This is a genomic window from Brevibacterium permense, assembly GCF_013280495.1.
Lineage (GTDB): Bacteria > Actinomycetota > Actinomycetes > Actinomycetales > Brevibacteriaceae > Brevibacterium > Brevibacterium permense.
The window spans coordinates 69911-87470 of sequence record NZ_JABSSX010000005.1; the positions used below are offsets into that span (position 1 = coordinate 69911).

Annotated in this window: 19 protein-coding genes; 9 read left to right on the forward strand and 10 right to left on the reverse strand. The window is 64.8% G+C overall.

Annotated features, from left to right (window positions below):
- Positions 1-15: 15 nt before the first annotated feature.
- Both HK353_RS08970 and HK353_RS08975 read right to left on the reverse strand, forming a co-directional pair.
- A complete protein-coding gene (locus HK353_RS08970) occupies positions 16-1284 on the reverse strand; it encodes an alpha-hydroxy acid oxidase (protein ID WP_173155350.1) in 1269 nt (422 codons plus the stop codon).
- A gap of 100 nt (positions 1285-1384) precedes the next feature.
- Complete coding sequence (locus tag HK353_RS08975; protein ID WP_173155352.1) at positions 1385-3073, reverse strand: L-lactate permease; 1689 nt, start codon at positions 3071-3073, stop codon at positions 1385-1387.
- 236 nt (positions 3074-3309) lie between these two features.
- Between HK353_RS08975 and HK353_RS08980 the strand changes: the two genes are divergently transcribed.
- On the forward strand, positions 3310-4095 hold the full coding sequence (locus tag HK353_RS08980; protein WP_173155354.1) for a FadR/GntR family transcriptional regulator: 786 nt from the start codon (positions 3310-3312) through the stop codon (positions 4093-4095).
- Between the two features lie 73 nt (positions 4096-4168).
- Here HK353_RS08980 and HK353_RS08985 read toward each other — a convergent pair whose 3' ends face one another.
- Positions 4169-5326 (reverse strand): CobW family GTP-binding protein, encoded by a 1158-nt coding sequence (locus HK353_RS08985; RefSeq protein WP_173155356.1) that lies wholly within the window; start codon positions 5324-5326, stop codon positions 4169-4171.
- Between the two features lie 216 nt (positions 5327-5542).
- On the opposite strand from HK353_RS08985, the gene HK353_RS08990 reads away from it, so the two are divergent.
- Complete coding sequence (locus tag HK353_RS08990) at positions 5543-5944, forward strand: Fur family transcriptional regulator (RefSeq protein WP_173155358.1); 402 nt, start codon at positions 5543-5545, stop codon at positions 5942-5944.
- 105 nt (positions 5945-6049) lie between these two features.
- Here HK353_RS08990 and HK353_RS08995 read toward each other — a convergent pair whose 3' ends face one another.
- Complete coding sequence (locus HK353_RS08995; protein WP_342589866.1) at positions 6050-6418, reverse strand: CobW C-terminal domain-containing protein; 369 nt, start codon at positions 6416-6418, stop codon at positions 6050-6052.
- A gap of 94 nt (positions 6419-6512) precedes the next feature.
- Here HK353_RS08995 and HK353_RS09000 point away from each other — a divergent pair, with 94 nt between their 5' ends.
- Positions 6513-7046 (forward strand): hypothetical protein, encoded by a 534-nt coding sequence (locus tag HK353_RS09000; RefSeq protein WP_173155362.1) that lies wholly within the window; start codon positions 6513-6515, stop codon positions 7044-7046.
- Positions 7047-7124: 78 nt separating this feature from the next.
- Positions 7125-7247: a type B 50S ribosomal protein L36 gene (gene ykgO, locus HK353_RS09005; RefSeq protein WP_039212194.1), complete on the forward strand. Its 123-nt coding sequence runs from the start codon at positions 7125-7127 to the stop codon at positions 7245-7247.
- A 6-nt stretch (positions 7248-7253) separates the two neighbouring features.
- On the opposite strand, the gene mobA is transcribed toward ykgO, so the two are convergent.
- Complete coding sequence (mobA, locus tag HK353_RS09010; RefSeq protein WP_173155364.1) at positions 7254-7865, reverse strand: molybdenum cofactor guanylyltransferase; 612 nt, start codon at positions 7863-7865, stop codon at positions 7254-7256.
- Between the two features lie 143 nt (positions 7866-8008).
- Between mobA and HK353_RS09015 the strand changes: the two genes are divergently transcribed.
- Positions 8009-9733 carry an amidase gene (locus HK353_RS09015; protein ID WP_173155366.1) on the forward strand — a complete coding sequence of 575 codons (1725 nt, stop codon included), beginning with the start codon at positions 8009-8011 and terminating at the stop codon, positions 9731-9733.
- 4 nt (positions 9734-9737) lie between these two features.
- On the opposite strand, the gene HK353_RS09020 is transcribed toward HK353_RS09015, so the two are convergent.
- Positions 9738-10472, reverse strand: a complete 735-nt coding sequence (locus HK353_RS09020; RefSeq protein ID WP_173155368.1) for a DUF998 domain-containing protein — start codon at positions 10470-10472, stop codon at positions 9738-9740.
- Between the two features lie 99 nt (positions 10473-10571).
- On the opposite strand from HK353_RS09020, the gene HK353_RS09025 reads away from it, so the two are divergent.
- From HK353_RS09025 to HK353_RS09035, 3 genes are all read left to right on the forward strand, one after another.
- On the forward strand, positions 10572-11345 hold the full coding sequence (locus tag HK353_RS09025; RefSeq protein WP_173155370.1) for an isocitrate lyase/PEP mutase family protein: 774 nt from the start codon (positions 10572-10574) through the stop codon (positions 11343-11345).
- 66 nt (positions 11346-11411) lie between these two features.
- The gene (locus HK353_RS09030) at positions 11412-12173 is read left to right on the forward strand and encodes a VOC family protein (RefSeq protein WP_173155372.1); all 762 of its coding nucleotides are present in this window, start codon (positions 11412-11414) and stop codon (positions 12171-12173) included.
- Positions 12174-12504: 331 nt separating this feature from the next.
- The gene (locus tag HK353_RS09035) at positions 12505-12801 is read left to right on the forward strand and encodes a hypothetical protein (RefSeq protein ID WP_173155374.1); all 297 of its coding nucleotides are present in this window, start codon (positions 12505-12507) and stop codon (positions 12799-12801) included.
- 2 nt (positions 12802-12803) lie between these two features.
- Here the strand turns inward: HK353_RS09035 and HK353_RS09040 are convergent, their stop codons facing one another.
- From HK353_RS09040 to HK353_RS09050, 3 genes are all read right to left on the reverse strand, one after another.
- A complete protein-coding gene (locus HK353_RS09040) occupies positions 12804-14942 on the reverse strand; it encodes a RecQ family ATP-dependent DNA helicase (RefSeq protein ID WP_173155376.1) in 2139 nt (712 codons plus the stop codon).
- 74 nt (positions 14943-15016) lie between these two features.
- Positions 15017-15346, reverse strand: a complete 330-nt coding sequence (locus tag HK353_RS09045) for a hypothetical protein (protein WP_173155378.1) — start codon at positions 15344-15346, stop codon at positions 15017-15019.
- A gap of 21 nt (positions 15347-15367) precedes the next feature.
- Positions 15368-15841 (reverse strand): hypothetical protein, encoded by a 474-nt coding sequence (locus HK353_RS09050; protein WP_173155380.1) that lies wholly within the window; start codon positions 15839-15841, stop codon positions 15368-15370.
- A gap of 148 nt (positions 15842-15989) precedes the next feature.
- Between HK353_RS09050 and HK353_RS09055 the strand changes: the two genes are divergently transcribed.
- Entirely contained in the window at positions 15990-16574 is a 585-nt protein-coding gene (locus HK353_RS09055) for a TetR/AcrR family transcriptional regulator (protein WP_173155382.1), read from the forward strand.
- A 37-nt stretch (positions 16575-16611) separates the two neighbouring features.
- Here the strand turns inward: HK353_RS09055 and HK353_RS09060 are convergent, their stop codons facing one another.
- Positions 16612-17511, reverse strand: a complete 900-nt coding sequence (locus HK353_RS09060) for an ArgP/LysG family DNA-binding transcriptional regulator (protein WP_245395902.1) — start codon at positions 17509-17511, stop codon at positions 16612-16614.
- Positions 17512-17560: the final 49 nt, after the last annotated feature.

A 17560-nucleotide genomic window follows, 5' to 3' on the forward strand; every position in this document is an offset into this window, starting at 1 on the left:
CTCAATTCCTGGCGATCACTTCTTCGCGGGATGGGAGCTGATGATCTCCGCGCGCTCGTCGCGGTTGAACTGACGCAGCTGGGTCACGTGTGAGGGGTTGAGCTCGGAGACATCGGCGACCTGGAGCAAGCGCATGGTGCGCTCGACCTGCTCGACGAGGATCTCGATCGTCCGGTCCACTCCGGCCCGACCGCCGGCCATGAGGCCGAAGAGGTAGGCGCGGCCGATGAGCGTGAAGTCAGCACCCAATGCGAGCGACGCGACGATGTCGGCGCCGTTGCGGATTCCAGTGTCGATGATGATCTCCACGTCCTTGCCGATCTCACGAGCCACCTCGGGGAGAAGTTCGAAGGGAACGGGCGCACGATCGAGCTGACGTCCGCCGTGGTTGGACAGGACGATTGAATCGACGCCGAGGTCGGCGAGCTTCTTCGCGTCCTCGAGCGTCTGCACGCCCTTGACGGAGAACTTGCCCGGCCACATAGCGCGGATCTCCGCGAGATCATCGAAATTGATCGAGGGGTCCATCGCCGAATCGAGGAGCTCGCCGACGGTGCCGCCGGTCTCCGACAGGGAGGCGAACTCGAGCTTCGGGGTGGTCAGGAAGTCCCACCACCACCAGGGACGCGGGATGGCATTGAGGATCGTCTGCGGGGTCAGCTGCGGCGGGATGGAGAAGCCGTTGCGGGTATCGCGCAGTCGGGCACCGGCGACGGGAGCGTCGACGGTGAAGAACAGGGTGTCGAATCCGGCGTTCTTCGCGCGCTCGACGAGGCCATAGGAGATGTCGCGCTGCTTCATCACATAGAGCTGGAACCAGTTGCGCCCGTGCGGGTTGGTCTTCTTCACGTCCTCGATCGAGGTCGTGCCCAGCGTCGAGAGCGTGAACGGGATTCCCGCGGCACCGGCGGCTCCGGCACCGGCGGTCTCACCCTCGGTCTGCATGAGCCGGGTGAAGCCGGTCGGCGCAATGCCGAAGGGCATGGCCGAGCTGCCGCCCATGATCTGGGTCGAGATGTCGACGTTCGTGACGTCCTTGAGGATCGAGGGGTGGAATTCGATGTCGCGGAAGGACTGGACCGAGCGCTCCATCGAGATCTCGCCCTCGGCGGCCCCATCCGTGTAGTCGAAGGCCGCGGCCGGGGTCCGGCGTTTGGCGATCGTGCGCAGGTCCTCGATCGTCAGCGCATTCTCCAGGCGGCGCTTCTTCGGGTCGAGTTCGAACTTCTTGAACTTCATCAGTTCGAAGATCTCGGCCGGCTGAGGAATCTGCCTCTTGACCATGTTTATCGCTCCTTCTTAAGCGGGGTTGGTTATTGGAAGCGGCCGGGGGTTCGTCGAGTGCAAGCGGCCCGGTCACCGTGTCGGCGGCGCCGAGCCGATCTCAGTGCCCGGGAACCATCCAGGACAGCACCGTCGACTGGAGTCCGACCAGCAGACACATGGCGACGAGCATGCCCAGGGACCAGCCGATGACGCGGCGGAGGATCGAGGCCTCCTTGCCGAGCAGTCCGACGGCGGTGGCCGCGATAGTGAGGTTCTGCGGGCTGACCATCTTGCCGAGGACGCCGCCGGAGCTGTTGGCGCCGACGAGCAGCAGCGGATTGAGCCCGGCCTCGTGTGCGGCGGTCTGCTGCAGGGTCGCGAACAGTGCGTTCGCCGAGGTGTCCGAACCGGTCACAGCAGTGCCCAGCCAGCCGAGGATCGGCGAGAGGAAGGCGAAGAAGGCTCCGGTGCCGGCGATCCAGGTGCCGATGGTGATCGTCTGGCCCGAGAGGTTCATGACATAGGCCAGCGCGAGAACGGAGCCGACGGTGAGGATCGAGAACTTCATCTTCACGACGTTGACGATGAAGACATCGACGGCGTCCTTCGCCGACATCTTGTACACGATCGCGACAATGATGCCGGAGATGAGCAGCAGAGTGCCCGGCGAGGACAGCCATTGCAAGTTGTAGACCGTGCTGGTCGAGACTTCGCCGGCGGCGCTGAGGATGTTCCCGTGCAGTCCGGGCCACGGAATCTTCACATCGGTCGATGCCAGCCAGTTGTTGAGTACCGGCACGAGCTTGGCCACGGAGAAGATGACGATCACGAGCAGGTACGGGAAGAGCGCGAGGAAGACCCGGGACCCGGTCAGCGGCGCGGTCTCCTTATTGACGTCGGTGGCCACGGCCGCGGAGGCACCGCCGGCATCGGGAACGTCGGCGCCTTCGTGCTTGCGCTCGTCGGCCATACGATCGAGTGCGTCCTGACCGCCCTTCGGCTTCCAGAAGCGCAGCATGATGACGACCGCGGCGAGGCCGACGAGGGAGGCGATGATGTCGGTGAGTTCGACGGAGAGGAACGTGGCGGAGACCCACTGGGCGAGGCCGAAGGCGATGCCCACAACGAGGGCCAGCGGCCAGATCTGCTTCAGCCCGCGACGCCCATCGACGAGCAGGACGAGGAAGAGCGGCACGGCTGCGGCGAGGAACGGGGTCTGGTGACCGACCATGGCACCGATGTCCTGGTAGTCGATTCCCGTCAGAGTGCCGGCGGTGATGATCGGGATGGCGATGGCGCCGAAGGCCACGGGGGCGGTGTTGGCAACGAGGACGACGACGGCAGCTCGCATAGCGGTGAAGCCGACGGCGACGAGCATGACACCGGTGATCGCTACCGGGGCGCCGAATCCGGCGAGCGCTTCGAGGAGGCCGCCGAAGCAGAAGGCGACGATGATGGCCTGAATGCGAGGGTCATCGGAGATGACGTTGATGACCAACCGCAGGTCCTCGAAGTGCCCCGAGCGCACAGTGAGTTCGTAGAGCCAGATCGCGGTGATGACGATCCACATGATCGGGAACAGTCCGAAGGCGAACCCCTGCGTCGCCGAGAGTGCGGCGAGCCCGACCGGCATCCCGTAGGCGGCGATCGCGACGATGAGAGCGACGCCGACGGCGGTCAGTCCGGCCCAGTGAGCCTTCCATTTGAGTGCGCCGAGGGTGACGAAGATCGTCAGCAGCGGCAGGATCGCCAGCAGGGACGACCACAGCAGGCTGTCGGACACCGGTGCGATTTCAGGTGTGTACATGGCTTCTCCAAATCGGCCGGGCATGCCCACATCGGGTCCGTTCCCCTGTGAACGCGCTCCGAACTCGAAAGATCAAAATGTTCAGTATGGCCTTTGTGAGGTCAGACCATTAATCTGAGCATAGGTCGAGGGTGTGATCTGCGTCAAATGTTCTCCGGCGGCGGTTCGGGTCGCATCCCCACGGGCAGGACGATGAGCAATGAGAGGCATGACATGATGGCGCGGTGGAGACGACCATGAATGATGATACGAACGAGGTCCGCCCGGATCAGGCATGCGGCGCCGAGGCGGCTGCGGGCCCCAATTGGAAACCCGTGAACCGTGCGAGCACCTATGAGCTCGTCATCGATGCCGTCGAAGAGCAGATCATGACCGGTTCGCTGGGGGTCGGAGACCCTCTTCCTGCCGAACGCGACCTGGCGACGAAGCTCGGCGTCAGTCGCGCCAGTGTGCGCGAGGCGCTGCGCGTCCTCGACAGCCTCGGAGTCGTCCGGTCCTCGGGCGGGTCCGGCCGCGGGGCAGGCACGTTCATCGCCGCCATGCCCTCGGCCGCGCTCACCCGGTTCCTCCGTCTTCATGTGGCGCTCACGAACTTCAGCATCGATGACGTGACGGAGACGCGCATCCAGCTCGAACGCTCGAGCGCGATCCTCGCGGCGACCCGTGCCGATAAGGACGCACTGGCAGAGGTGAATGCGCAGCTGGCGATGATGGACACTCCCGGGATCAGCCTGGAGACCTTCAACGACGCGGACACCGCGTTCCACGTCGCCATCGCGCAGGCGGCGGGCAATCAGCTGTTCTCCGACCTCACCGGGGCCATCCGCACTTCTCTGCGGAAGTCGATCTTCTCCTCGTTCAGCCGCGTCGACGACCAGCAGGCGCTGATGGCGAAGCTGCAGTCCCAACACCACGGGATCATGGACGCCGTCACCGCCGGTCGCGCCGAGGAGGCTGCAGCCTTGACCGAGGAACACATCCGCTTCGCCGCCTCACGCCTACCCGGCCTCTCCGACACCTAACCCACACCTAATTGCTACCTGACGGCGGCCTAGCAACCTGGCGCCAGGTTGCTAGGCCGCCGTCAGGTAGCAATTAGGTGTGGAGGCGGACGTGGTGGAGGAAGCGTTCGGTGCGGTCGGGTCGGTCTGTGGCAACGCCGTTGAGCGCGGCGGTCAGAGTGGCTTCGGCCGCCTCGGTGTCGAAGTCCTCTCCGATGGCGACGAGGACGCTGTCGGCATCCGACCGATCACCATTCCCTGCACTCGAGGACGGAGCCTCCGGGACAGGTCGGGCCGCCTCGGCGACGTAGACGTTCGGGCCCACTGCCTGCACGTCGAAGCTGCGCCGGCGGGATCCCACAGCCGCGAGCACGGTGCCCTTCACCCGGTATACCCCGGGCGGGAGGTCTTCGACGAAATCCATCACCGCATCCGAATCGACAGGACCGTGGCCGGCTACGGTCACCGACTGGGCGTGGCGGTGGGGCATGGTTTCCGCCTCGACCTCGTCGTCGCCGATCTCGTCGGCCGCCGCCTCGGCGTAGGCCTGACGCAGCAGTTCCCGGATCGGCAGCTCAGGTTGGATCGGGTCGTCACCGGCGTCGGAGCCGCTTCGGCGACGGTCCTGCTCTCCAACGCCTGGATCGAAGATCAGCGTGGGGTCGAGGCGGGCGTGATGGGTGTCGATGACGATGACGCGCGGATTGCGTTCGTGGACGCGGGCGCGCACGGCGTCGACCGTGGCGTCACGGTCGGCGGCCGGCACCTGATCGAGCTTGTTGACCAGCGCCAATGTCGTCGCGGCGAAACGCAGAGGCGGCAGATTCGAGGTATCGACGGTGTCGAAGTACATGGTCGCGTCGACGACGTCGATGACCCCGCCGAGGTGGAATCGGTGGTGGCCCATGCGGGTGATCATGCGGGCCAGGGTCAGGGGCTCGGCGAATCCGCTGGCTTCGACGATGATCGCGTCGAGGCGCAGCTTGGGGTTCGTCATCGCCACAAGCGCGTCTTCGAGCTCGGAGTCATCTGTCAGGCAGCACACGCATCCGCCCGAGATCGACAGCGGTTCGTCGACTTGGCCGACGACGAGTCCGGCGTCGATGTTGAGGTCGCCGAAGTCGTTGACGATGACGCCGATGCGGGCATCGGGGTGGCGCAGCAGGTGGTTGAGCAGGCTCGTCTTTCCGGCCCCGAGGTAGCCGGTGAGGAGAATGACCGGGATCGCAGGTTTGCGTTGGGGTCCGCTCATAGTGCCTCCTCGGTGGTCGTGCTCGGTGGTTCGGCAGCGCGGGCTCTGCTGTGCGTACGTGGTCCATCGTAGGGGTGGGAGTGAACCTCACCGCAGTGGGGTGAACCGCCCGTTAATGGTAACGTGTTTCATTATTTCTCTCGCATATGCACGTTCACGCATATGCGCTCGGGCCAAGACGCTCAGTTCGGCAGAGACGACCGAGGAGGACTCACCATGGCAGCTCCACAGAAGAAGACGCGCAGCACCACGCAGAAGGCGCTCATCCGCTCTGCTCTGGAATCCGAGACCCGCTTCGTCTCCGCCAAGCAGCTCCACCGCCGCCTCGAAGACGAAGGTGCCAGTGTCGGCCTCGCCACCGTCTACCGACAGCTCAATGCGCTCGCGCACAGCGGTGATGCCGATACCATCACCATCGCCGAGACCCAGCTCTTCCGTGCCTGCGCACAGAGCGAGCACCATCACCACCTCGTCTGCGAGCGCTGCGGCACCGCCGTCGAGATCGACCCGCCGAGCGAGGATTGGATGCGTCAGATCGCGGCGTCGAACGGCTTCGAGATCACACATCACATCTTCGAGATCTTCGGCCTGTGCGCCGACTGCCGGGCGGCCGGCTGACCTCAAGTTCGGCTATCAGCCTGGCGAACCTGCATCAGCTTGGCGCAGGGGCCGAGCTGATGCAGGTTCACCAAGCAGGCATTTCGCCACCGAGCCGGTGAGAGGTCAGCCTCGGTGCGCGGAATCCCATGCGGGGAACTCGTCGTGGTACTCCAGCCAGGCCATCGGGCCTGCCAGCAGCTCGGCATCTGTGAGGACGGCCCGGTCGAGCGCTTCACGCAGTCCCGCCTCGTCGAGGTCGATGCCGATGAATGCGAGTTCCTGACCGAGAGCCAACAGTTCTGCGCCTGGAAGAGGATCGACGGACAGCGGTGAGAGCGCGAGCAGCGTGCCCATCTGGTCCCAGTGTGCGGTCACGTAGGGCCGGGAAGCGAGCTTCGCGAAGCCAGCAGATCGTACGATGCGCCCCCAGCAGCCTTCGCCGAGTGCGGCATTCAGCACTGCCTGCAGTCGCTGCGGATGAAAGGGGCGCACCTATTCGAACCGGCAGGCCCGGACACTGCCCGATCGGGCCGGGGGCTGAAACTCCGAGTTGAGTATCGCCGTCCACCCCTGCGGCTGGAGGTCGGTGCCCGAACTGCCAGCACACGGGCTCATGAACCACACCGTCGCGCAGAAGACAGTGCTCGGCCTCGGGCGCCAAGTGCGAGATCAGCCCGATGGCCACATCGACCTCGCCCGAATCCGCACCATCGGGGGCCAACAGGACCAGGGTAGAAGCGAATTCGATCTGCGCAACGAGCGCTCCGGCACGTGTCTCCGAATCGAGATCGCGGTGCAGGCACGCGAGGTCGAGCACGCAGACGAGGTCGGTGAGGACAGCCCGCGCCTCGGGGTTGCTCAGGCCCCCGATGATCTCCGCGCAGTCCGCGCCTTCCCCGTATTCGAGAATGAACCCCTGCACCCCGGAAGTCATTCCGACCAGATCGACGAGGCGGTCGATCGCATCGATGCCCTGGACGGTCTGCTCCGCAGGCACGAAGACATAACCACGGTCACGGACCGGACCCATCGCGTAGCGTCTGCGCTCGGCCGCGCAGAGTCCGACGACGGCGATCGCTTCGATTCCGTCGGCGACAGGGCCCTGCCCTCGCGTAACTGATCCCTGCATTCGCTTCCCTTCGCTCGAGAACATAGTATTGACGCTAATGATACTCATTCTCATTAAGGAGTCACGCTCATGAAGGTTCGTCGTTCGCTGCGTTCGCTGAAGTCCCAGCCCGGTTCGCAGGTGGTCCGCCGCCGCGGTCGCGTCTACGTCATCAACAAGAAGAATCCTCGGTTCAAGGCCCGCCAGGGCTGACGTCGGCTATTCCAGCCGGGCACGAATCACTTCGAGCTCGGCTGCAGTGTCGAAGTCGCTCACTACCTCCGGGTCCACAGCGACCGCGACCGGCTCGAGTCCCGCGAAGAGCAGCTTCACCGCCCCATCCGTCGGGTCGCCGATCTCCGCAAGACGGGCACGCAGCAGCCGAGTCGGCCAAGCCGCGCAGAGGAACTGCGCCTTCCCTCGATCGTCTGTGCCCGTGACCGGACGCCCGGTGGCACGACACGCAGAGATGAGCTCACCGAGGTGGCCCGCCGTGATCATCGGCATGTCCCCGGCCAGGACAAGGGTGACATCGGCCGTCTCGGTAGGGAACGCCGTCTCCGTCGGCATCGCTGCGACTGCGGCCGCGATCCCGGCCAACGGGCCCGCGAACTCGGGTTCTTCCCGCACGACGCGGACGCCTTTCTGCTCCGCCTCCGTGAGCCCGTCTGCGGGTCCGGCCACCCACACCTCGGCGTCGGCTGCCGCACCGCGGACGCTCTGGAGGATCCGGGAGATCGTCGACCGTCCGTCGACCTCGACGCCGGGTTTGTGAACACCGTCGAAGCGTCGCGAGCGACCGCCGGTGAGAATGATCGCGTTGACCGTCATGCCTCGATCGTACAGACCGCGAATACCGCACTCAGCACCTAGAAGACAACAAAATCCGCAGCCCATCCTCGGCGAATCGGCGCTACTCTGGGCTGGAACACACCCACATCGCGCAGGCACCGTCGAGTGCCCGGAGGAAGATCATGTCGAAGTTCGATGTCGTCGAAGCGTCCGTCGCCGATCTGCGAGCCGCCCTCGAGGACGGCCGCACCACCTCGGTGGAGCTCGTCGAGGCCTATCTGGACCGGATCGCCGCGTTCGACGGTCCCGACACCGACACGAAGCTCAACTCCGTGATCGTGAAGAACCCGCAAGCCCTCGCCGAGGCGGCCGCCTCCGACGAACGGCGCGCCGCGGGACAGACGCTCGGCCCCCTCGACGGGATTCCGTACACCGCGAAGGACAGTTATATGGTCGCGGGCCTCACCGTGGCCTCTGGATCACCGGCCTTCACCGATCTCGTGGCACAGAAAGATGCGTTCACGATCGAACGGCTGCGCGCCGGCGGCGCCATCTGCTTGGGTCTGACGAACATGCCGCCGATGGCCAACGGCGGCATGCAGCGCGGACTCTACGGCCGCGCCGAAAGCCCCTATAACGCCGACTGGCTGACCAGCGCCTTCGCCTCCGGATCGTCCAACGGTTCGGGCACGGCCACCTCGGCGAGCTTCGCTGCCTTCGGTCTCGGCGAGGAGACCTGGTCATCCGGCCGCGCCCCGGCCTCGCACAACGCCCTCATCGCGTACACACCCTCGCGCGGGGTCATCAGCGTGCGCGGGAACTGGCCGCTCGTGCCGACCATGGACGTCGTCGTCCCCCACACTCGCACGATGGCCGACCTGGCTGAGGTTCTCGACGTCATCGTCGCCGACGACGAGCAGACTCGCGGAGATTTCTGGCGCGTCCAACCCTGGGTGGAGATCCCGAAGACGAGCGCGGTGCGCCCTGACTCCTATGCTGCGCTGCTGCCGGAATCGCTCGCAGCGGCACAGACGGTGTTGGCCGGCAAACGCCTCGCCGTTCCGCGGATGTACATCAACGCCGATGACGGGGCCGGAACGAACCCGGACGGTGGTATCGGCGGGCCCACGGGACAACGCGTCGAGACTCGCGCCTCGGTGATGGGAGCCTGGCAGGCGGCGCGAGCCGATCTCGAATCCGCAGGCGCCGAGGTGGTCGAGACCGACTTCCCGGTCGTGAGCAATTACGAGGGCGACCGTCCCGGTGCCCCGTCGATCGCGACGCGGGGGTTCGTCACCGCCGACTATCTCGACCGGGAGATCAATGACCTCTCCTCGTGGGCCTGGGATGATTTCCTCGCCGCGAACGGCGATCCGAAGCTTTCCACCCTCGCCGAGGTGGACGGATCCTTGATCTTCCCCCGCCCAGCTGGTGCATTGCCGGATCGCTACGTTGGGTTCGACGATGACATCGCAACCTACCCGGAGCAGGTGCGCACAAATCGCTACGCCTCGGTCACGGAGATCCCCGAGCTCGAATCCGGTGTGCGCGGGCTCGAGGACACGAGGCGGGTCGACCTCGAGGAATGGATGGATGAGCGGGGCCTCGACGCGGTGATCTTCCCGGCAATGGCCGATGTGGGACCGGCCGATATGGACGTCAACGAAGCGTCTGCCGACCTCGGTTGGCGCAACGGCACATGGGTGGCCAACGGCAACCTCGTCCCCAGGCATCTGGGCATCCCCTCGGTGACGGTGCCGATGGGCACCATGTCCGATACCGGGATTCCCGTGGGCCTGACGATCGCCGGACGGGGTTGGGACGATTCTGCGCTCATCGAGATCGCCGCAGCGTTCGAGGCGACGGGCGACCGTCGCCAGGTGCCGCCGCGGACTCCGCGGCTGTAGAGCCTCAACGCCCGGAAGCGAGTTCGCGCTTTCGCCTGGAGGCGTCACGCAGCTGCATCCATCCGGCGACGATGAACCAGATGAGGAACGGGTAGGACGCGGCTCTCTCGACGATGCCGATGGGCAGGTTCCAGGTCTCGGGAGCGGCCAAGAACAGTACCCCGGCGAGACCGAAAGCGCCCAGCCCGAGCGTGAGCCCGCCGAATTCGACGGGGCCGATCCAGCGCTTCTCGGGCCAACGCCTCAAGGCGATGCCGGCGGCGAGCAGACCGAGATTCTGGATTGCGGATCCGCCGAAACCGAAGACAGTATGCAGAGTCGGATCGATGTCGGCGGGGACCATCCCGGTTCCGGCCAACAGCATTCCGCCGGCGGCGAGCAGGAAGGACCCGCACCTGCCCCAGCGACTCGGGGCGATCCAGTCATGCCAGATGAAGGCGATGATCGCGGGCATCGATCCGGCGATGATGGAAACACCGTTGACGAAGGGATGAGCTGGCGAGCAGACCTCGATCGGAGTTCCGACGTCTCCCCAGTCCCCACATCCGGTCATCCCCAGATGACTGATGGGTTGCCGAGTGAACGAATAGCCGGATTCGGACATCAGCGCCGCGGGAATCTCGATGAGGATCGTGGCCATGCCGGCAAGCACGGCGAGGAGTGCCCATACCCGCTCGGGTTTGGGCGAAACGCGGATGGTGCCCGAACCGGCCACCTCTGCTCCTCCGTACGACGACATCGGATGTTGTTCACGCTATCACTGCGCCTGCCTGAAACCTTCTGGTGAACCAGTCCGACCCCTGGCGTGTCGAGGCACAACAGTGGAAAAGTATTGACCATGGTCGATTACACGGTTCTCGCTGAACGCGCTTTCACCCTCCTGCAGGGACATCACCAGGACGAACCTCTCGTGCTGCCGACTGTCTGGGATGCCTGGTCGGCTCGTGCGATGGTCGATGTCGGTTTCAACGCTCTGAGCATCGGGTCACACCCGCTCGCCGATTCGCTCGGCCACGGCGACGGTGAGCAGATGACGCTCGAGCAAGCGCTCGAGGGGATCTCACGGATCACCTCGGCGGTGGACGTTCCCGTCACCGCGGATCTCGAGTCCGGATACGACACCCCCGCTCCCGAGCTCATCGCCGGCCTCCTCGATGCCGGAGCGGTCGGTGTGAACATCGAGGACACGGTGCACAGCCGGGGCAGCATGCGCAGCCCCGAGGAGCATGCCGAATACATCTGGAGCCTGCGCCAAGCCGCGGAAGCACAGCGGGTCCATGTTGTCATCAACGCCCGGACGGATGTGTTCAAATATCCAGGCGACTTCGAGGATCCCACCGCCGAGGTGGTCCGACGTCTGCGTCTGTGCACCGACGCCGGCGCGGACTCCGCCTACCCCGTCCGTCTGCCCGATGTGGGCACACTCAAGTCGATCCTCGCGCAGATCACTCTGCCGCTCAATGTCACCGCGCACCCGATCAAGGGCGCGGTGCCCGAAGAACTCGACCTCGCTCAGCTCACTGAGCTCGGGGTCGGGCGCGTGACCTTCGGTCCGCTTCTGCAAGCGGCGCTGACCGACTGCTTCGCGGACTTCACGCGCGCTTGGCAGTAGGATCATCCCCCTGCCGTCGGCACCATTAGCTGCAACTCACCTCCACCCATCACAAGAGGAGACGCAATGCCTGCCAACCCCCGCGAAGGCCAGCCCATCTGGATCGACTATGTCTGTCAGGACTTCGAGGCCGCCCAGAACTTCTACAATCAGCTCTTCGGCTGGGAATTCACCGACATGGGTGAGGACTTCGGCCACTACAACATGATTACGAAGGACGGAGGCAACGTCGGCGGCGCCATGCGAGCCATGAACATGGACGGCACCCCGAGCCCGGAGATGCCCACGGCTTGGTCGACCTACCTGCACACCGGGGACATCGCCGGAACCCACCAAGCAGCTCTGGCCGCTGAGGCGGCCGATGTCGTCGGCCCCATGCCGGTCGGCCCGCTCGGCCAAATGGCTGTCGTCGTCGATCCGACAGGATCACCTATCGGCATGTGGCAGCCCGGCGAGTTCTCCGGCTTCGATACTCCGCTCACCCCGGGAACCCCCGTGTGGTTCGAACTCATGACAACGAACTACCAGGCTGCGAACGAGTTCTACGGCAACGTCTTCTCATTCGACATCACCCCGATGGAGGGCTTCCCGTATTCGACGCACGGCGACGGCGACGAGGCCGTGGCCGGAATCTGCGATGCCAGCGAGTGGGCACAGAATTCCTTTTGGCGCACCTACTTCAACGTCGAAGACGCCGATGCCTCTGCCGCGAAGGTGACCGAGCTCGGCGGCAAGGTGCTCGCTGGTCCGGAAGACTCCCCGTACGGACGCATCGTCACGGTCACCGATCCGGAAGGCGCGACGTTCCAGCTCCAGCAGAATCTGTGACTGTCACGGAGGCGGCTCGGTTCAGTTCCGGTCGGCCGCATTGCGGCAGTCGCTGAACCGCCCGTGACCGCTGCCGACCGCTTTGAACCTCTGCTCTTCATCCTCGTCCAAGCCGGAGTCTATTGGCTGGTCGCTCGGCATCATCTGCCGGCCCCGATTCCAAGACCTTGATGGTGAGCTTTGAAATCATGCGGTCACTGAATAGTCTCAGAATGAACATCGCGACAGTCTCTGTATTTATGGCATCTTCATTCCCGACGATTAAGCTCGAAACCAACAAGCCGACGGCCGAGAGTGTCGCACGTCTGGAAGTCAAAGAGGGCGGATCCATTTGGACATCAGCACGGAACTGAATGGCAGGCTCGAATATATAGTAATTCCAGCGATTCAGAAGCTGCTTACTGATGCCGAATTCGAACAACTTACTATCGAATCTGAGGGGCCTAGGCTCGATCGATTCGTAGCGTCTATTCAGGCATGCGGAGAGACCCTCAGCGTCATCGTTTCAGATTGTTATATGCACGAAAGCATGGATGAGGCGCGAGATCGATTCTTCGAAGATCTTCGAGATGAAATATCGGAGACCGAATTCGGCTGGGGTCAGCTCCGGGACGGCTCGTCGAATTGACCTCAGGCCCGGAGTGCAAGGGCGAATGGCAGCACCGAGGTGGCTCCCGCCCGCCGCAGCAATCGTGCACAGACCGTCATCGTCCACCGCGAGACGACCTCGTCGTCGACGAGCAGCACGGACTTCCCCGCCACTGCCCCCTCGACCTCGGGAGGAACAACGAACGCTTCATAGAGGTCCTTGACGCGGAAGGCACTGTTGACATCAGGTGTGCCATGGTCGCCGACCTGCAGCAGTTCGCCACCGTCGACGAGGCGGCCGACCGAAGCGAGATTCGCGGCTAAGGACCGCACCGTCACGGGTCGACGATTGCTCGGGATCGATACGACCACCTCGGGCCGTGTTTTCCAATCCCACTGTGCCAGGACTTCAAGACACCACTTGCCGATCTGACCGGGCACTTCTAAATCGGGAGCGTCAGGGGCGAGGAACGACCGGAGGGTCTGCCCCTGACCAAGGTCGGACAGGCGGGCGATGGCACGTCCTTCATCGGCGAGCTCCTCTGCCGGGATCCGGCCCTTGAGCGGGACGCCGATGTTGGCCAGGCCGCTGGGCCAGGTGCTGCGCGGCTCGATCGGCAAACCGATCTTGTGCAGGTTTCCGGCCGCCGCTTGGCGCTGTTCGTCGGAGACCTCGGCAGAGAACCACACTCCCGCACAGTTGTCGCAGCGGCCGCACGGCCGCGGGTCGGGATCGTCGAGCTGACGGATGAGGAACTCCATCCGGCACTGCCCGGTCGCCTCATAATCGAGCATGGCCTGGGCCTCTTCGGCCCGGACGGCTGCGACCTTCTCATAGCGTTCCCGGTCATAGGTCCACCCCAGCCCCGTTGAGACGTATCCGCCCTTGATCTTCGATACTGCGTCTTCGACTTCGAGGGTCTTGAGCAGCAGGTTGAGACGGGAGCGTTTGGTTCCGACCAAGGTCTCCAAGCGGGCCACGGACAGGGGGCCGTCCGCCGCGGCGAGGGCTGCGAGCACGGCGTTCGCATCATCCTGGTTGGGCATCGACGCGGTCGCGAAGTACTCCCAGATCTGTTCGTCTTCTGGGCCGGGCAACAGGAGGACGTCTGCGGAGTCTGTGGCGCGCCCGGCGCGACCGACCTGCTGGTAGTACGCCACAGCTGAGGAGGGCGCGCCGATGTGGATGACGAATCCTAGGTCGGGTTTGTCGAATCCCATGCCCAACGCCGAGGTGGCCACCAGCGCCTTGAGCCGATTGTCCTTGAGCTGCTGCTCGAGTTCCGCCCGCTCTTCGGCATCGGTGCGGCCTGTATAAGCGCGGACCTCGTGGCCTTGTTCGCGCAGCATTCGGGTGATGTCCTCGGCGGCGGAGACTGTAAGCGTGTAGACGATTCCGGACCCGGTGAAGTCGTTGAGATGGGAGGCCAGCCAGGCGATGCGGGCACTGGCGTCGAGCCCGGGCAGGACGCCGAGACGCAGGGAATCTCGGGCGAGTTCACCGCGGACGACGGTGGTGTCGTCGCCGAGCTGTTCGGCGACGTCGGCGACGACGCGGGAGTTCGCGGTCGCTGTCGTCGCGAGCACCGGGGTGTCACGTGGCAGTTCGGACAGGATCCGGCCGATGCGGCGGTAGTCGGGACGGAAATCGTGGCCCCAATCGGAGATGCAGTGGGCTTCGTCAACGACGATGAGGCCAAGGAAGGCCAGCAGCTGCGGCAGCACCTCGTCGCGGAACTGCGGATTGTTCAGCCTCTCCGGGGACACGAGGAGGACGTCGAGGCTGCCGGCTTTGAGGTCCTCGAGCACCGAGTCCCATTCGGTGACGTTCGAGGAGTTGAGGCTGGCGGCACGGACTCCGGCGCGTTCGGCCGCGGCGATCTGGTCGCGCATGAGCGCCAGCAGCGGGGAAATGATGAGGCTCGGCCCGGTCCCGGAGGCCCGGAGCATCCGAGTAGCCACGAAGTACACCGCGGACTTGCCCCACCCGGTGCGCTGGACGACGAGGACGCGTTTCTTCGCCTGCACGAGGTCGCGGATGGACTCGAGCTGGCCGTCGCGGAACTGCGCGTTCGGATTCGCGGTGAGCTCGGCGAGGATGCGCTGCGCCTCGATCGCGAAGCCGTCAGGGGTTTCGGGCGACTCGGCAACGGGTGGGGATGTCGGGGTGGATTCCGTCATGGGGCCAGTCTAGGTGGAGGGTGTGACACGACTGTCTGCACGGGCAGTTGACGGTCGGCCGCCTCGGGGAAGGGCTACCTGCCCTTGACCGAAACACCGCCCGCGAGGATCACAACCGTCTGACCATCCTCGTCCATGCAGTCGATGACCTCCTCCACATGCACAGCCAGCAGCCTCCAGGCTGCCACGTCAGACGTCAGCCCAAGCTGGCCCCAGATCTGCTCCGGGTGCCCGCTGGCTAGGTCGGTGAGCCGCAACTCGAGATCCGCCTGAGTTGTTTCCACGATCGCCGACCTGGGCAGCACCGGATCAGCAGTGCGGACAGCAAAGGATGTCTCACTGATGCGGTCGACATGACCGATCGACGTCAGTTTCTGTGCGAGGTCATCCAGGGCGGGGTTCATCGTCTCTCCGAAATTGACCAATCAGCGCAGCGCCAGCTCGATGCCCAAGGTGGCGAGCACTCCGAAGAGGACACCCCAGAGGATGATCGAGATGACCTGCCAGAAGGCCACAACATTGCGGTTGGCACCGAAACCGACCATCGCGGACGAGGTGATCTGCGAAGGCAGAAGCGTCTGGCCCAGCAGCGAGACTCCCGGCACGCCGAACTTGTCGAACATGCGCTTGAGCCGCTGTCGTTTCGGCTTCCCCTCGCCCTCTTTGTTCTTCGTCGCCTTGTCCCGGATCGCACCGGCCCCGTAGACGAAGCCGAGCATTGAGATGACGTTGCCGATGATGGCCATGAGGATGGCGACCACGGGGTGGAGCCCAATCGCGACGCCGATGACAGCGCCGAAGTACGACTCGACGAAGGGGATGGCCGAGACGAGCAGAATGCCTGCCCACTGCAGCCAGTCGGGGATGTTTCCGGCGAATTCCTGCAGACTGTCGATCATGAGGGCTCTCTCTTCTTCCGTTCGGGTCCTCTGGTCGGGTCAGCACACTGTTCCTGCCGCGCCGTTTCGACGCCTTGGCACACCGTACTAGTACAACGTACTATACACTGAACGAAACTATCGTTGTCAATGAAGCGAGGAGTCACGGTTGTCGAAGCGAGACGAGATCGTCGCCGCAGCCATCCGCCTGGCTGAGGGGTCGCAGCCTGGGCATGCGAACCTCAGTGTGCGCGCCGTGGCCAAGGAAGCAGGGGTCGGACCATCGACGCTGCGCCATTACTTCCCCACCCAGGCAGACCTCCACGAAGCAGTCGCGAGGCGCTCCATCGACACCGTCGTCAAGGACTTCTCCATCGCTGATGCGAACCGCGACCCGACCGACCGGCTCTATGAGTGCTGCGCTCAGTTCCTGCCGACCCATGAGCATCGTGACGTGCAGCTTGAAACCTGGTTCTCCATGCACCTGCATGCCCTCGGGGCGGAGAAGAGGGCAGTCTCTCGGCGCCTCCTCGAACACGGTCACCGTGTCACCTATGACAGCCTGCATCGCTGGCTGAATCTGCTCGCCGAGGAGGGGCATCTGGACCCCACCGAGGTGGTTCCGACCGCTACAGCGCTCTTCACCACCGTCGACGGCATCGCCCTGCACTCGATAATCTCGCCCGAGACCATGACCGTCGACGCCGCACATGAGCAGGTCAAGTGGACGATCAGCAAGCTCCTCAGCTCCTGAGCGGACCAACAGAGGGCAGTTCAGCTCCGCCGCCGAATCACCGCATGTCGGCGGCAGCGCGGCGCAGCGCGCCAGTCAGGCGAGAGAGCTTGTCCGAGGCCAGAGTCCAGTGGTGCCAGTACAGCGGGACGTCGATATGCGGCTCGGAACCGATCTCGACGAGGTCGGATTCGAGACCGTCGCGCTGCATGACCGGAACCATCCCCCAACCGAGGCCAACCTCCACTGCGGCTGCGAACTCCGCCGATCCCGGCACGACCGACATCGGCGGCCGACCGTCGACACCGCAGCGGCTGAGGAACTCGAATTGCAGGTCGTCGTCCTGTCCGAAATTCACCATAGGCAACCTGGTCAGATCCGCATCGGCGCCGATGGAATGCCGCTCGAGCAGGGAGCGTTCGGCCACGGCGGTGTAGCGCATCGTCCCGAGCTCGGCGACCGTCGTCCCGTACCCGCCGGTCGCCGTCGAGGTGATCGTGCCGAGCACCTCCCCCGAGGCCAAGAGCGGCAGCGCTTTGTCCTGGTCGACCATCTCGATGCGGAGGACGACGTCGTCCCAGCTGGCCGCCTCGGCGAAGATCGGGCGGAACCACGTCGCCATCGAATCGGCGTTCACACCCACCCGAAGTACGGTGGGCTCGCTCCGCCCCGCACCGGATCCGCCCGCACCGAGGGAGTCGGCGTCGATGCCGTGCAGCCGGTCGAGCGCTTCGGACTCGAGCAGCTCGACCTGCCGGGCGTAGCGGAGGATCGCCTGCCCTGCCTCGGTGACAGTGATCGGATTCGTTCGTCGGATGAGCACCTGCCCGAGGCGGGACTCGAGTGTGCGGATGCGCTGACTCGCCGCCGAGGCAGTGATGCCGAGGACGAAGGCCGCACCCTCGACGGTGCCTTCGTCGACAGCGGCGGCGAGCGCTTTGACGTGATCGATGTTCATGAAGCAATTGTGCATCAGATGCATATTCTGTTGTTTTTCTTCTGATCAG

Excerpts from the sequence above, each read along its gene's own strand:
- mobA (WP_173155364.1), bottom strand. The coding sequence starts at position 7,865 with ATGACGGTCAACGCGATCATTCTCACCGGCGGTCGCTCGCGACGCTTC.
- HK353_RS09060 (WP_245395902.1), bottom strand. The coding sequence starts at position 17,511 with ATGAACATCGATCACGTCAAAGCGCTCGCCGCCGCTGTCGACGAAGGC.
- HK353_RS09020 (WP_173155368.1), bottom strand. The coding sequence starts at position 10,472 with ATGTCGTCGTACGGAGGAGCAGAGGTGGCCGGTTCGGGCACCATCCGC.
- HK353_RS09050 (WP_173155380.1), bottom strand. The coding sequence starts at position 15,841 with ATGATCGACAGTCTGCAGGAATTCGCCGGAAACATCCCCGACTGGCTG.
- HK353_RS09025 (WP_173155370.1), top strand. The coding sequence starts at position 10,572 with ATGGTCGATTACACGGTTCTCGCTGAACGCGCTTTCACCCTCCTGCAG.
- HK353_RS08970 (WP_173155350.1), bottom strand. The coding sequence starts at position 1,284 with ATGGTCAAGAGGCAGATTCCTCAGCCGGCCGAGATCTTCGAACTGATG.
- HK353_RS09045 (WP_173155378.1), bottom strand. The coding sequence starts at position 15,346 with ATGAACCCCGCCCTGGATGACCTCGCACAGAAACTGACGTCGATCGGT.
- HK353_RS09030 (WP_173155372.1), top strand. The coding sequence starts at position 11,412 with ATGCCTGCCAACCCCCGCGAAGGCCAGCCCATCTGGATCGACTATGTC.
- HK353_RS08990 (WP_173155358.1), top strand. The coding sequence starts at position 5,543 with ATGGCAGCTCCACAGAAGAAGACGCGCAGCACCACGCAGAAGGCGCTC.
- HK353_RS09040 (WP_173155376.1), bottom strand. The coding sequence starts at position 14,942 with ATGACGGAATCCACCCCGACATCCCCACCCGTTGCCGAGTCGCCCGAA.
- ykgO (WP_039212194.1), top strand. The coding sequence starts at position 7,125 with ATGAAGGTTCGTCGTTCGCTGCGTTCGCTGAAGTCCCAGCCCGGTTCG.
- HK353_RS08980 (WP_173155354.1), top strand. The coding sequence starts at position 3,310 with ATGAATGATGATACGAACGAGGTCCGCCCGGATCAGGCATGCGGCGCC.
- HK353_RS09015 (WP_173155366.1), top strand. The coding sequence starts at position 8,009 with ATGTCGAAGTTCGATGTCGTCGAAGCGTCCGTCGCCGATCTGCGAGCC.
- HK353_RS08975 (WP_173155352.1), bottom strand. The coding sequence starts at position 3,073 with ATGTACACACCTGAAATCGCACCGGTGTCCGACAGCCTGCTGTGGTCG.
- HK353_RS08985 (WP_173155356.1), bottom strand. The coding sequence starts at position 5,326 with ATGAGCGGACCCCAACGCAAACCTGCGATCCCGGTCATTCTCCTCACC.